The organism is Clostridium sp. YIM B02555, from assembly GCF_022320955.1.
Lineage (GTDB): Bacteria > Bacillota > Clostridia > Clostridiales > Clostridiaceae > Clostridium > Clostridium saccharoperbutylacetonicum.
Genome location: NZ_JAKJJY010000023.1, coordinates 81,022 through 96,199, shown reverse-complemented (window position 1 = coordinate 96,199; position 15,178 = coordinate 81,022). Strand labels below are relative to the sequence as shown.

Annotated in this window: 9 protein-coding genes; all 9 read right to left on the bottom strand. The window is 31.4% G+C overall.

Annotation, left to right across the window (positions count from 1 at the left end):
- Positions 1-79 precede the first annotated feature (79 nt).
- A complete protein-coding gene (locus L3B98_RS23690) occupies positions 80-1,273 on the bottom strand; it encodes a pyridoxal phosphate-dependent aminotransferase (RefSeq protein ID WP_238918479.1) in 1,194 nt (397 codons plus the stop codon).
- Between the two features lie 221 nt (positions 1,274-1,494).
- Positions 1,495-1,866 carry a DUF1292 domain-containing protein gene (locus L3B98_RS23685; protein ID WP_238918478.1) on the bottom strand — a complete coding sequence of 124 codons (372 nt, stop codon included), beginning with the start codon at positions 1,864-1,866 and terminating at the stop codon, positions 1,495-1,497.
- A 288-nt stretch (positions 1,867-2,154) separates the two neighbouring features.
- Positions 2,155-5,664: a pyruvate:ferredoxin (flavodoxin) oxidoreductase gene (gene nifJ, locus L3B98_RS23680; protein ID WP_238918477.1), complete on the bottom strand. Its 3,510-nt coding sequence runs from the start codon at positions 5,662-5,664 to the stop codon at positions 2,155-2,157.
- A gap of 138 nt (positions 5,665-5,802) precedes the next feature.
- A complete protein-coding gene (locus L3B98_RS23675) occupies positions 5,803-6,234 on the bottom strand; it encodes a flavodoxin domain-containing protein (protein ID WP_015394664.1) in 432 nt (143 codons plus the stop codon).
- Positions 6,235-6,384: 150 nt separating this feature from the next.
- The gene (locus L3B98_RS23670; protein ID WP_238918476.1) at positions 6,385-7,458 is read right to left on the bottom strand and encodes an undecaprenyldiphospho-muramoylpentapeptide beta-N-acetylglucosaminyltransferase; all 1,074 of its coding nucleotides are present in this window, start codon (positions 7,456-7,458) and stop codon (positions 6,385-6,387) included.
- A gap of 173 nt (positions 7,459-7,631) precedes the next feature.
- The gene (gene recJ / locus L3B98_RS23665; protein WP_238918475.1) at positions 7,632-9,398 is read right to left on the bottom strand and encodes a single-stranded-DNA-specific exonuclease RecJ; all 1,767 of its coding nucleotides are present in this window, start codon (positions 9,396-9,398) and stop codon (positions 7,632-7,634) included.
- Between the two features lie 100 nt (positions 9,399-9,498).
- Positions 9,499-10,050, bottom strand: a complete 552-nt coding sequence (locus L3B98_RS23660; protein WP_238918474.1) for a DJ-1 family glyoxalase III — start codon at positions 10,048-10,050, stop codon at positions 9,499-9,501.
- Between the two features lie 123 nt (positions 10,051-10,173).
- Positions 10,174-13,092 (bottom strand): DNA topoisomerase IV subunit A, encoded by a 2,919-nt coding sequence (locus tag L3B98_RS23655; RefSeq protein ID WP_238918473.1) that lies wholly within the window; start codon positions 13,090-13,092, stop codon positions 10,174-10,176.
- Between the two features lie 95 nt (positions 13,093-13,187).
- Positions 13,188-15,131, bottom strand: coding sequence for a DNA topoisomerase IV subunit B (locus L3B98_RS23650; RefSeq protein ID WP_015394669.1), 1,944 nt, complete (start codon positions 15,129-15,131; stop codon positions 13,188-13,190).
- Between the last annotated feature and the right edge of the window lie 47 nt (positions 15,132-15,178).

Below are 15,178 nucleotides of genomic sequence, written 5' to 3'. Positions count from 1 at the left end.
TTGACACTATATATTTTTCCATATTTTAATTATCAATTATTCGTTGCATATTGTCAATTAAAATACTTTTTTATATATTTTACTTAATTTTACTTAAAAATATTGAAATTCTATCTATTCCATTTTCAATTACATCCATAGATGCTGCATATGATAATCTTATATATTCACCTGCTCCAAATCCTGCACCAGGTACAACCGCTACTTTTTCCTCTTCTAATAATACTCTAGCAAAATCTACGGAATTATTAATTTCTTGATCTCTAAAAGTCGTATTTAAGTATGCTGCTATACTCACCATAATATAAAACGCTCCACTAGGTCTGATAATTGATATTTCATTTAACTTTTCCAATTTGTATATCATAAAATTTCTTCTATTCTCAAATTCTTTGACCATATTATTTAAATCTTCCACCGGTCCATTTAAAGCTTCAATAGTTGCGTATTGTGTTATTGTATTTACATTTGATGTCATATGACTTTGAAGACTAGTCATAAGTTTAATTATTTTTTCACTTGCTGCTGCATAACCTAGTCTCCATCCTGTCATTGCATAAGCCTTAGACACACCATTAATTACTATTGTTCTCTCATAGGCATCTTCGTTTAAAGCTGCAATACTAATATGTTTCTCACCATCATATATTAATTTTTCATATATTTCATCTGATATAATTAATAAATTATGCTCTTTTGCAAAATTAGCAATTTCCAATAGTTCTTCTTCATTATATATAGTTCCTGTTGGATTATTAGGACTATTGATTATTATTGCTTTTGTTTGATTTGTGACAGCCTTTTCTAAATCTGCCCTTGTATATTTATAATTACTTTCTTTAGATGTTTCTACAAACACAGGAACTCCATCAGCTAACTTCACTAGTTCAGGATAACTGACCCAATACGGTACCGGAAGCAATACCTCATCCTCAGGATTCAAAACAGCCATAAGTGCATTCGCCAAACACTGCTTTGCACCAGTAGATATTATTATTTGGCTTGGTTTATATTCCAAATTATTATCTTTTTTAAATTTGTCACAAATAGTTTCTTTTAATTCCAACATCCCTCCAGCTGGTGTATACTTAGTCTTCCCATTATTCATAGCATCTATAGCTGCTTGAATTATATTTTGTGGTGTATTAAAATCCGGTTCTCCTGCCCCAAAACCTACCACATCTACCCCTTGACTTTTCAATTCATTAGCCTTAGCTGTGATTGCTAATGTAATAGATGGTGTTATATTCCCCGCCTTTTTAGATAATTGCATTGCTTTATTCCTCCCATTTTGACACTTATGTTCTTTATCAAATTGTATATGTAATTTTATATATTGCACCCTATCGTCACACATTTAAAATATATCATTATTATTTTGAATTGTAAACTATATACAATATTGGAGCAATAGCTTATTAGCCGCCCTTCCTTTACTATATTTTTCCTACAAAAAAGACTTTAGCTAAATATACTAAAGTCTTTTTTATAATATTATTCTTCGCCAACTAGCTCATTTTCATAATAAGCTGATACTTTGTCAAATTCTTCTTCGTCTGGAACTACTAAAGCTTCACCGTCTAATCTAAAAAGATAAACTGAGTCTTCATTTGGGTTTTGAGCTAAATAGTACATATTTCCTTCATACTCAAATTCATCAACTACAGGGCATGTAACTACATTTCCATTTTCATCTTCTAAATCTATAACGAAGTTTTCTTCATCATCACCGCATCCACATCCACATTCGTGATCATGGTCATTTCCACAATTGCATTCATGGTCTTCACCATGATTATGTCCACCACATCCGCAGTTGTTCTCTTCTTCATTATTGCATCCGCATTTTTCTAAATCTTTATCCATTATAAAACCTCCTTTAGGTATATGTATCAAAAAAATAATTATTAATAATATGTCTATATTATGTTGATAAGATAGTGCTTAAAAATTAATTGTATTTACTTACAAAAATATCATTTCATAAAACAAACAATTTTATACAAAATTAATTTTTGATAATGTCTCAATTAATTTTACCTTGTATTTCAATAAAATAAAACCCTAAAATTAATTTTTTTTATTATTTATAAAAAAGAAGCCACAAAAGTGGCTTCTTTTCTTCGCGCAAATTTAGTTATTTATTTCTTAATACTATTTTTGATCAGCTAATTTCTTGTATCCTTCTAATCTTTCCATAGCATCTTGTTTAGTCTTTTCAAATAAAGCTTCAGCTTGTTCTGGGAATGCTTTAGCTAATGAAGAGTATCTAACTTCTCCCATTAAGAATTCCTTGAAGTCTGCTGTTGGTTCTTTTGAATCTAATGAGAATGGATTCTTTCCAGCTTCTTTTAATTCCGGGTTGAATCTGTACATTTGCCAATATCCACATGCACTAGCTCTCTTAGCTTCTTCTTGGCTGTTACCCATACCAATTCTTAATCCATGATTGATACATGGTGCATAAGCAATTATTAATGATGGTCCTTTGTAAGCTTCTGCTTCTGCAAGAGCTTTCATAACTTGGTTCTTATCAGCACCCATGTTAATTTGAGCTACATATACATAACCATAACTCATAGCCATCATACCAAGATCTTTCTTCTTAGTCTTCTTACCACTTGCAGCAAACTTAGCGATTGCAGCAGTTGGAGTAGCTTTAGATGATTGACCACCAGTGTTAGAATAAACTTCTGTATCTACTACTAATATATTTACATCTTCTCCAGAAGCTAATACATGGTCAACTCCACCGTATCCGATATCGTATGCCCATCCGTCTCCTCCGAAGATCCATTGTGATCTCTTAACGAAGTAATCTTTTTGAGCTAAAATTGATTTAGCAGCTTCAGTTCCTGATTTTTCTAGAGCAGCAACTAATGCATTAGCTCTTTCTCTAGTTCCTTCACCTTCATCAACATTGTCTAACCAATCTTGTAATTCAGCTTTTGCTGGATCATTTGCAGCTATAGCAGCTTTTGCTTCTCCTGCAATTCTTTCTCTGATAGCTTTAACTCCTAAGAACATACCTAATCCATATTCAGCATTATCTTCGAATAATGAGTTAGCCCAAGCTGGTCCATGTCCTTCTTTATTCTTAGTATATGGAGTTGAAGGAGCAGATCCTCCCCAAATTGATGTACATCCAGTTGCATTAGCTACCATCATTCTATCACCAACTAATTGAGTTATAGCTTTAACATATGGAGTTTCTCCACAACCTGCACAAGCTCCTGAGAATTCAAGTAATGGTTGCTCAAATTGGCTACCTTTAACTGTCTTTTTGTTCATTGGGTTCTTCTTAACTGAAATATCATGTACTAAGTAATCCCAAGCTGGAATATTTACATGTTGGCTTTCTTGTGGTTGCATAACTAATGCTTTTCCTGGAGCAGGACATACTTGAGCACAGTTTCCACATCCACTACAATCTAATGGAGAAATTCCCATAGCATAGAATAATGGTTCTTCTGTCTTTAATGCCTTAGCAGCAACTGCTTTAACTGATTCTGGAGCAGCATTCTTTTCTGCTTCTGTTAATAAGAATGGTCTTATTACAGCATGTGGACATACTATTGAACATTGGTTACATTGGATACATTTTTCTGAATCCCATTCAGGAACATTTACTGCAATTCCTCTTTTTTCGAATGCTGCAGTACCATTTTCAAAAGTACCATCTTCCATTCCTATAAATGCTGAAACTGGAAGTTGATCTCCTTCTTGTCTGTTCATTGGAATAACTATATCCTTAACAAACTTAGTAATGTGTTTGATTTCTTCTTCTTTTTCATCTTGTGCAGTCTTCCAAGCTTCTGGAATATTGATTGCAACAATTGATTCAACACCTTTATCTATAGCTGCGTTGTTCATGTTAACAACTTTTTCACCCTTCTTACCATAAGAAGTTACAACTGACTCTTTTAAGTGTCTAATAGCATCTTCAACTGGAATAACATTAGCTAACTTAAAGAAAGCTGATTGCATTATCATGTTGATTCTTCCGCCAAGACCGATTTCTTGAGCAATACCTACAGCATTTAAAGTGTAGAACTTAATGTTGTTATTTGCTAAGAATCTCTTATATGAAGCAGGTAATTTTTCTTCTAATTCTTCTGGTGACCAGATAGTATTTAATAAGAAAGTTGAACCTGGCTTTAATCCATCAAGTACATTGTATTTGTGAACATATGATTGGTTAGAACATGAAACAAAGTCTGCTTTGTTAATTAAGTATGGTGACTTAATTGCTTTCTTACCAAATCTTAAGTGAGATACTGTGATTCCTCCTGATTTCTTTGAATCATAGAAGAAGTATGCTTGAGCGTACATATCAGTATTATCTCCGATAATCTTGATTGCACTCTTGTTTGCTCCAACAGTACCATCTGATCCTAATCCCCAGAACTTACAAGATGTAGTTCCTTCTGGAGTAGCATCTATATCTTCAGTTACTTCTAATGAAGTATTTGTAACGTCATCATTAATTCCTATTGTAAACCCATTCTTTGGTGTAGCTTGTGCTAAGTTAGCATAAACTGCAGCAATATGTCCTGGATTTGGATCTTTTGAACCTAAACCGAATCTACCACCAACAATAACTGGTGCATCAGCTTGTCCGAAGAATGCATTTCTAATATCTAAGTATAATGGTTCTCCAGCTGATCCTGGTTCTTTAGTTCTATCTAAAACAGCAATTTTCTTAACTGTCTTTGGAATAGCTGCTAATAATCTTTCATTTGAGAATGGTCTGAATAATCTTACTTTAATAACACCAACTTTTTGTCCATTAGCATTTAAGTAATCTATAGTTTCTTCACAAACGTCAGTAGCTGAACCCATAGCAATGATTACTCTATCAGCATCTGGTGCTCCATAGTAATCGAAACAGTGATATTCTCTACCAGTTAACTTAGTAATTTCAGCCATGTAGCTTTCTACTGTTTCTGGTAATTCATCATAGAATCTATTTACAGATTCTCTTTCTTGGAAATATACATCTGCATTTTGAGCAGTTCCTCTAGTTACAGGATGATTTGGGTTTAATGCTCTTTCTCTGAAAGCTTTAACTGAATCCCAATCAAGTAATTTTGCTAATTCATCATATTCTAAAACTTCAATTTTTTGTACTTCATGAGAAGTTCTGAATCCATCAAAGAAGTTTAAGAATGGAATTCTTGTTTTAATAGCAGTTAAATGAGCTACTGCTGCTAAATCCATTACTTCTTGAACTGATCCTTCTGCAAGCATTGCAAAACCAGTTTGTCTTGCTGCCATAACATCTTGATGATCTCCAAATATATTTAGAGAAGATGTAGCTAATGCTCTAGCTGAAACGTGGAATACTCCTGGTAACATTTCACCAGCAATTTTGTACATGTTTGGTATCATTAATAATAAACCTTGTGAAGCAGTATAAGTAGTTGTTAATGCTCCAGCTTGTAAAGATCCATGAACTGCACCAGCTGCTCCAGCTTCTGATTGCATTTCCATAACTTTTACAGGTTGTCCAAATATGTTCTTTCTTCCTTGTGCTACCCATTCATCTACATGTTCTGCCATTGGTGATGATGGTGTAATTGGGAATATTGCAGAAACTTCTGTAAATGCATAAGATATATGAGCTGCTGCAGTATTACCATCCATAGTTTTCATTTTTCTCATCGCGTTGACCCCTCTTTCAAAATTTAAAAATTAAATTTAGAGTATTTATTAATAAGTTAGTCTTAAAAGACCACCTAATAAACATAATAACATTTGACTAGCTAAAAGTCACACCTCTTAAGCACTATTACAATCAGTTTATTTAACCAATTGTTTACTTAAGTTCATAATCATACTCGAGTGCTTCTTAGTTATTGAATCTTTAACTGCTAAATCTCCAATCACATTAAACCCATATGATGACATCTCATCTTTCCATATTTTCATGAAAGAATTATCAATCCATCCATAGGTAGCAAACAAAATACAATTCTTATTTTCATTCTGATCTTTAAAAGATTCTAACTGTTGAAGAAATGGTCTCATTTCTTCTTGTTCTATTTTAGTTGCATCTAATGCTGGGCAGCCAAAAGCAAGGCAATCTGCTTCTAATACATCTTCTATTGTGGCATCTGCAACATGCTTTAAGTTAACATTTGCACCTTGCTCTCTAGCACCCTCTGCCATTTTGTTTGCTAGAATCTCGATATTACCACCACAACTCCAATATATTATTGACACTTTCTTCATTGAAACAGCACCTCATCTTCTCGTTAAATAATTAACTTACTTATTAACTAAAATAAACTTACTCTTTTATTATATCTCACATATTTTTTTTTGCAAGATTTGATTATATAATTTGTATTATTTTAAATAATATTTATAGATTTTAGCAATCTATTCTCGAATGCTCTTTAATAATACCCCTACTATTGCTTCTACACCATTTTGGGCTTGACTTTTCTCCATATTTCCTATCAATTCTCTTTTTCTCTTCTTTAATTCAATAATTTTATGATATAATACTTTTTCATTAATTTCTTCTTCTTCTATCATTAATGAATATCCTTCTTTTTTAAAGGATTTAGAGTTCAAAATTTGATCTCCTCTACTCGCCTTTTTAGAAAGAGGAATCAATAAAGTTGGTTTTTTTAACGCCAAAAATTCAAATATAGAATTAGCTCCTGCTCTTGATACTATGTAATCTGCAGCAGCCATAAGATTTGGTAGTTCATCGCTTACATATTCAAATTGTTGATATCCACTTCTATCTTTCAAGCTTTCCTCAATATTACCTTTTCCGCAAATGTGAATTATATTAAATTCACTTAAAAGTCTATCTAAGTTCTTTCTTATTTCCTCATTTATCAATTTAGATCCAAGGCTTCCACCCATTATAAGCAATGTTTCCTTATCATTAGTAAATCCACATAGTTTTTTCCCTTTAAATTTATCACCCTTAAGGATTTCTTCTCTTATAGGACTTCCAGTAAGTACACCTTTATCGCCCTTTACATAATTTAAGCTTTCTCTAAAAGTAACACATAATTTATCACAAAAAGGTGCTGATAATTTATTAGCTAAGCCTGGTGTTATATCAGATTCATGGGCTACTACGGGTATTTTTTTCATTGATGCTGCAATAACTACAGGAACTGCAACAAATCCACCTTTTGAAAAAATAATATCCGGTTGCTCCTTTGAAATTATTCTTATAGACTGAATAACTCCTTTCATTATCTTAAATGGATCTGTAAAGTTTTTAACATCAAAATACCTTCTTAATTTCCCACAACTTATTCCAAAGAATGGTATATTGTTTTTTTCTATTATCTCTTTTTCAATACCATTGAAACTACCAATATATTTTATTTCAAATCCTTTTTCTTTCAATTTAGGTATCAACGCTAAATTAGGAGTAACATGCCCTGCTGTTCCTCCTCCGGTCATTATAATTTTATATTTTGACAAAAGACTTCCCTCCCGAAATCACTTAACTATTTATTGAAATCCATGTAAGATCTCTATTTTTCTCATCTCAACTGTAAATTGCAAACTATAAACAATATCTACATCAGTATCTTACTTTGAACAATTGCTATCTCAACTGTACACTGTAAATTGTAAACTGTAAACTTCCTAAATCATCTGTAATTTTGGACTACAATTTGAATACTCGTATTTCCATTATATTCATTAACATTTGGATAAAAAACCAAATCCATCATTATCCCATTATATACTCCATCATAAAGTTTTAACAATTCTTCTTTGCCATACTTATTACTAACTTCTTCTTCAAATTCATAAATATCTCCAAAATATATTGCATCTATTACTTTATTTAATTTAGTCTTTACCTTAAGCTTTAACACATTTCTATTTTTCCCCAATACTACTGCTTTTATTAAACTCACATTTTTTTCAGCAAATAATGGTTTAGAGTTAGCTTTTCCAAACGGTTCTAATCTTTCAATATCATTGATCAAATCATAACTTATTGAATCAAGTGGCAAAACACAATCAATGGTAACCTTTCTAAGTAAATCTTCATCTTTTAAAGCAGTATTTTTATTCAATCTTCTTCTAAATTCATCAATATTTTCTTCCTGCAGTGAAAATCCAGCAGCCATAGGATGCCCCCCAAAGTTTTCAAGTAAATCCTTGCATTTAATAAGTTCCTCATACATATTATATTCCTCTATGGATCTACCAGAACCCTTTACTCCTTTTTCGGACTTTGTGACAACCAAGGTTGGCGCATTGTATTTTTCCCTTATCCTCCCTGCGATTATCCCTGCTAAGCTTTCATGAACATCCGGTATATAAATCACAAGCACCTTGTCATTAATCATCCCGTTCATTTCAACAATTTCTATTGCAGTTTCAACGCCTTTCATTGTCATTTCTTTTCTTTCTTCATTTAACCTTACTAATTCTTTAGCTAAAGTAACTGCTTCCTCTTCTTCTTTTGAAAGCAATAATTGTAATCCTACTTTCGCAGTATCTAGCCTGCCTGATGCATTAATACAGGGTCCTATTATAAATCCAAGATGATATACTGATAATTTTTTTTCATTTAATTCACATTCTCTAAGCAATTCCATTAAACCTAAATTGCTAGTATTATTTATAAGTTCTAATCCTTTTTTAACAAAAATTCTATTCTCATCAACTAAATCTACAACATCGCAAACTGTTGCAATAGCCAAAAATTCTATTAATTTAAACGCTTCTTCCTTATCTATATTAAATTTTTCATAAAGCACTTGAACAAGTTTAAATGCTACTCCTGCTCCACATAATTGCTTAAATTTATATCTACAATCTTCTTGTTTAGGATTCACTATAGCATCTGCTTCTGAACTTATGAATTTTCTATTATTATTTTCATCTTCTACAAACGGAATATCATGATGATCTGTTACAATAACAGTCATTCCCAAATCTTTTGCATATTTAATTGCTTCTATTGCTGATATTCCATTGTCACAAGTTAAGATTGTATCAACTCCATCTTCCTTAGCTTGTTGTATTATATCTTTATTTATACCATAGCCATCTTTAATTCTATCTGGGATTTCATAATCTACTTTTGCATTGCATTTAACTAATGCAGTATATAAAATGTAAATGCTTATAACTCCATCTACATCATAATCTCCAACAATCCGTATTTTTTTATTTAATTCTATTTTTTCTTTAAGGATATTTACAGTTTTATCTAAATCTTTCATATCACTTGCATTTCTAAGTCTTTCAAGACTTGGATTTACATAGCTTCTTATAACTTCATCATTTGTAATATCCCTATTAATAATAAGCTTGCTCATAAATTCTGTAATTCCATATTTTTGTGCTATTTGCTTATAATTAGCTTTTATATTTTTTACAAACCATCTTTCAGCCATCATTTATCCTCTTTCTAGTTTACAATGCACAATTCAAATTATATATCTATTAATTTTTACAATTCAAAATTGTGCATTGCTATTAATTACATCTAACATCTTAACCTATATACATCTTATATAACATTCCTGATGAAATAGCTTCAACCTTATGCTCATACCCTAGCATTTCTAATAATTTATACGAAAAAGCCATTGCAGTTGCTGGTCCTCTACTAGTTATTATATTTTTATCAACCACAACTGCTTCTTCTAAATATTCACAGTTAATTAATTCATCTTCATAACCTGGATATGATGTCATGTTTATTCCTTCAGTCAAACCAGCTTTCCCAAGTACAATTGGCCCTGCACAAATTGCTGCTAATAATTTTCCTTCTTTATTTTGTTTTTTTACAAATTTTATTACCCTTTCGTCATCTCTCAAATTAGTAGCTCCTGGTATACCTCCCGGAATTACAACCAAATCATATTCCATATCCGCATCAAAAATTTTATCTGCTTTAATTTCTAGTCCATGACTTGATTTAACCATTTCATCTTCCATTGAAATTAAATCACAGGTTATATCTGCTCTTCTCATTATATCAGATACAGTTAAAGCTTCTATTTCTTCAAATCCTTCTGCTAATAATACACATACTTTTTTCATATAAACTTCCTCCTCTTATAAGACAAATGAGGATATCCTAACCACTTTAGAACATCCTCATTCTATAATTTATTATTACCTTAATTATAACTCAATTATTTTATAAACACCATATAATATATACTATCTTAATGTAACTTCTTTTATTTCATCATCAAGAACAATAACCATTATATTAGCTCCTCTTCCTGCTCTATTCTGTAATTTAATATCATTTATTTTCATTACCGATTTTTCTTTAGATTTAGAAACGAGCATTACTTCCATATCACTTTCAGACAGAATCACACTATTTCCTTCTCCACTTTTATAATTACTATGATATTTACCAAAAATAACTTCATCCTCATCTCGTAAGCTTATTCCTGTAACTCCTGATGCAATTTTACCCATGGTATTTACATTTTCAACTGGGAATCTTATTGCCATACCTTTTTTAGTAATCATAATTAAATGCCCAAATTTTAATTGTTCTACTTCTGTAGCAATTACTTCATCATCTTCGTACTTAAACTTATAACATACTTGTTTAAAGAAATCGCCTTCAAATTCCTTTAATAAAGTCTTCTTAATCATTCCCTTTTTAGAAAATGTATAAACAGCTAGATCTTCATCAGTATATGAATCTATTGATTTTAAGCTAATTATTTTTTCTCCCTTTTCTAATTTTCCCAAAAATGCTTCTACTTCAATTTCGTCTTTTAATACCTTCTTCATTAGGAATGCTGGGACTTTGTATACAAATCCCTTATTGCTAAACATGAGTATCTCTTTTAAGGAATTGGTTTTAACTTTCAAGGCATCTTCTTTAATTCTTTCAAAAGCCCTAAACTTCTTTTTATCTGTTATTCCAAGATTTATTTCAAAATATTCAAGTTCTTCACTATCTTCAACTTCAATTATTTCATCTTCCTTCGGGAAATTAAATAACTGCATTGGCAATATATTCCTGGATGTATCCTCTAAAGCTTTTACTTCAAGAGTAAATTCTAATCCCAACTTACTTTTAACTCTCAAGAATTTTTGTTCTTCTTCTAGCTCTCTTAAGCATACATCTATTAATTCATCATCTTCTCTAAGCTTTAATGCTTGAAGCTTAGTATATGAAGTTTGGAATTTATCCAATGAACTTAATTTAATTCCACCTTTTTTGGTGATAAATCTAAGAGCATTACTTGGTGAAAAATTATCTATAGATATAGCTGAAACTATTTTTTCCTCTTCAAGGTTTAAAGTTTTAATAATTTCATCAAGCCTTTCTCCTTTTTCCTTCCATTTAAGCTCAGATATATTAATACCCTTTGTCTGATACATAAAGCCTTTATCTGTAAATACAACCAGAGTATCTTTAGTATTTGAATTTACTAAAAAACTCAAACAATCTCCTTCTCTATATTCAATATCTTCAGGATTAGAACTTGATCTATTATAATTTTTAAGAGGCATTCGCTTAACAAATCCGTCTTTTGATACTGTAATTACAACATCTTCTATAACAATTAATTCTTCAAGCTCAATTTTACTTTCACTATCATCATGAACTATTTCAGTTCGTCTTTTATCTGAATATTTATCACTAATTTCTTTTAATTCACTTTTGACTACTTTTAAAAGTTCCTTTTCACTAGATAATATTTTTTCAAGTTTTTTAATAAGTTTGTCAAGTTGTTCATATTCCTTTTGAAACACCTCTATTTCAAGACCTGTTAATCTATACAACATAAGTTCTAATACAGCTTGAGCTTGGTCTTCTGAAAATCCAAATTTATCAATTAAATTTATAGAAGCATCCTTCTTAGATTTCGAACTTCTAATCATTGCTATTACTTCATCTAATATGCTTATAGCCTTAATAAAACCTTCAACAATATGATGTCTCTTCTTTGCTACTTCAAGCTCTTTGCTTGTTCTTCTAGTTATTATTTCTTTTTGATGTTCTACATAATATCGTATTATAGCCTTCAAACTCATAGTTTCAGGCTTTCCATTGGCTAATGCAACCATATTAAAACTAATGTTACACTGCAAATCAGTTTTCTTAAATAAATATTTTAATATCTTATCAGCTACATCTTCACCTGCATTTTTCTTTAATTCAACTACAGCTCTGATTCCATTTCTATCAGATTCATCTCTAATATCTGTTATAGCTTCTAACGCTTTAGCATGCCTTTTGTCTCCCGTCATTTCAGATATAGTTTGAAGAAGTTTAGATTTATTTCTTCTGAATGGGAATTCAGTTATAACTATACCAATTCTACCATTTTCAAGCTTTTCTATGTTAGTTTTAGCCCTATATGCAACTTTTCCTTCTCCGGTTTCATAAGCAGCTAAGATAGATTTTTCTCCAATTAAGATCCCACCTGTCGGTAAGTCTGGACCTTTAATATATTTCATTAACTCACTAGTTGTTATCTCATTATTATCAATATAAGCTAAAACGCCATCCGTCACTTCTCCTAGATTGTGTGGTGGTATATTAGTTGCAAGACCAACAGCTATACCAAACGTTCCATTTACTAAAAGATTAGGATATCTGCTTGGTAATACTTTAGGCTCCATTTCACTGTCCGAATAGTTAGGAACCATATCAACCGTATCTTTTTCAATATCGCGAAGCATTTCCATGGCAATAGGCGATAATCTCGCTTCTGTATACCTCATTGCTGCTGCTCCATCTCCATCTATAGATCCCCAGTTTCCATGACCTTCTATAAGAGGTGCTCTTGTAGAAAAATCTTGTGCTAAAATTACCATAGACTCATAAACTGATGTATCACCGTGTGGATGATATTTACCTAGTATATCCCCAACTATTCTTGCAGACTTATAATATGGTCTATCCGGAAACGCCTTTAACATATACGCTCCATATAAAATTCTTCTATGTACTGGCTTTAATCCATCTCTAACATCTGGAAGTGCTCTATCTTTTGCTACTTCTATTGCATAAGGCAAATAATTTTCTGGCATTGCCTCTTCAATAGGAATGTTAATTATATTATTATCCTTAGGTATGTTATTTTCATTCTTCTTTGCCATAATATATCCCTTCTTCAGTTTACAGTGCACAATTTAAAGTTGTGGAATAAATTCGCCCCTCAACTGTAAATTGTAAATTGTTAACTGTAAACTACCTAAAATTCTCCGTATTTATACATATAATTCTTTCTTGGTTCTACAATATCACCCATAAGCAACGAAATCATCTTTTCTGCCTTAGCTGCATCTTCTATAGTCACTTGAAGCAGTGTTCTACTTTCTGGATTTAATGTTGTATCCCATAACTGATCTGGATTCATTTCCCCAAGACCTTTATATCTTTGAATTAAAGCACCTTTTCCAATTTGCTTTTTAACACCTTCTAATTCATCATCACTATATGCATATTTAACTATATCTTTACCTTTTGATTCCTTATATACCTTGTATAAAGGAGGCTGTGCAAGATATAAATGACCATTTGCTATTAATGGTCGCATATATCTATAGATATATGTCATCCAAAGAGTTCTAATATGATATCCATCAACATCTGCATCACTCATAATTATGATTTTATCATATTTTAAATCTTCTTCTTTATAATTATCTAAGGTCCCTGTTCCAATTGCAGTATTAAATATTTTTAATTCTTCAGAGGCTAATACATTTTCAAGCTTTTGCTTTTCTGTATTCATTATTTTTCCCTTAGATGGCATTATTGTTTGGAATCTTCTATCTCTAGCCTGTTTTGCAGAACCACCTGCCGAATCTCCCTCAACAACTATAAATTCATTTACAAATTTATCTTTTAATGTACATACAGCAACTTTACCTGCAAGCGGTGCAGTTCCTTTACCTATTTTCTTTTTTTCTGCATCATTTATTTTCTTAATTTTGTCTCTTCTTTTTGCTGCTTCTAAAGCATTATTAATTATATTTGTAGCTAAAGTTTTGTTATCTTCAATCCATTCAGAAAATTTAGTGTATACCAAATCATTCATCATGGTATATGCCTCAGTATTTCCGAGTTTAGTTTTAGTTTGCCCTTCGAATATAGGATTTGTAATTTTAATTCTTACAATTGCAGTCATGCCTTCTCTTAAATCGTCACCTTCAAATTCCTTATCCTTTTCCTTAACCAATCCTAACTTCTTAGCCCACTCCTTAAAGGCTCTCGTCATACCAGTTTTAAAACCTGTTTCATGAGTTCCAGCCTCAGTTGTAGGAATATTATTTACATAACTAGCGATATATTCTGTTGTAGAATCAGTAAATTGAATACATATTTCTCCATACATTTGAAGATCTCCAACAACTCTTTCTCCATCAAAAATTATTGGTGTGTCGTGAATGGGTGTCTTGCTTTCATTTAAATAATTAATAAAATCTAAAAGCCCATTTTCAGAGTAATATTCTTTTGTAATTTCCTGTCCTTTTCTCTTATCAACTAATTCTAGAGTAACACCTTTATTTTGAAATGCCAATTCCTGCAGTCTGCTGTCTATTATATCAAACTTAAAATCAATTGTTGAAAATACTTCTTCATCCGGTTTAAATGTAATTTTTGTTCCAACCTTATCAGTTTTTCCTATAATTTTTAATCCACTAACAGCTGTTCCAGGCATTTCTCTTTTCAATTCTTTGTCATAAGCATATTCAAATCTCTGTCTATATATATTTCCATTTTGATATACTTCTACTTCCAGCCATTTTGATAAAGCATTTACAACTGCAGCACCAACTCCATGTAGTCCTCCAGATGTTTTATAATTTTTATTATTAAATTTACCTCCCGTATGAAGTTCAGTAAATACCATTTCGACTCCCGATTTCTTTTTAACTGGATGAATACCTGTAGGAATACCTCTTGCATTATCTATTACAGTAACGCTTTTATCTTCATTTAAGATTATAGTTACTTTATTTCCATAGCCATTAGCTATTTCATCTATGGCATTATCAACTATTTCCCAAATACAATGATGTAGACCTTTGCTTCCTGTAGAACCTATATACATTCCAGGTCTTATCCTTACTGGTTCTAGTTTTTCTAATGATGTTAAATCTGTTACATCATAAGTATTTTTCAATTCCATAAAACTCCTCCGTTTGAACACCAGTTCTTATTTGTTCATTATAAACT

What these genes read in the sequence shown, in the direction of transcription:
- L3B98_RS23660 (WP_238918474.1), bottom strand. Translation starts at nt 10,050, where the DNA reads ATGAAAAAAGTATGTGTATTATTAGCAGAAGGATTTGAAGAAATAGAA.
- L3B98_RS23650 (WP_015394669.1), bottom strand. Translation starts at nt 15,131, where the DNA reads ATGGAATTGAAAAATACTTATGATGTAACAGATTTAACATCATTAGAA.
- L3B98_RS23655 (WP_238918473.1), bottom strand. Translation starts at nt 13,092, where the DNA reads ATGGCAAAGAAGAATGAAAATAACATACCTAAGGATAATAATATAATT.
- nifJ (WP_238918477.1), bottom strand. Translation starts at nt 5,664, where the DNA reads ATGAGAAAAATGAAAACTATGGATGGTAATACTGCAGCAGCTCATATA.
- L3B98_RS23675 (WP_015394664.1), bottom strand. Translation starts at nt 6,234, where the DNA reads ATGAAGAAAGTGTCAATAATATATTGGAGTTGTGGTGGTAATATCGAG.
- L3B98_RS23690 (WP_238918479.1), bottom strand. Translation starts at nt 1,273, where the DNA reads ATGCAATTATCTAAAAAGGCGGGGAATATAACACCATCTATTACATTA.
- L3B98_RS23685 (WP_238918478.1), bottom strand. Translation starts at nt 1,866, where the DNA reads ATGGATAAAGATTTAGAAAAATGCGGATGCAATAATGAAGAAGAGAAC.
- recJ (WP_238918475.1), bottom strand. Translation starts at nt 9,398, where the DNA reads ATGGCTGAAAGATGGTTTGTAAAAAATATAAAAGCTAATTATAAGCAA.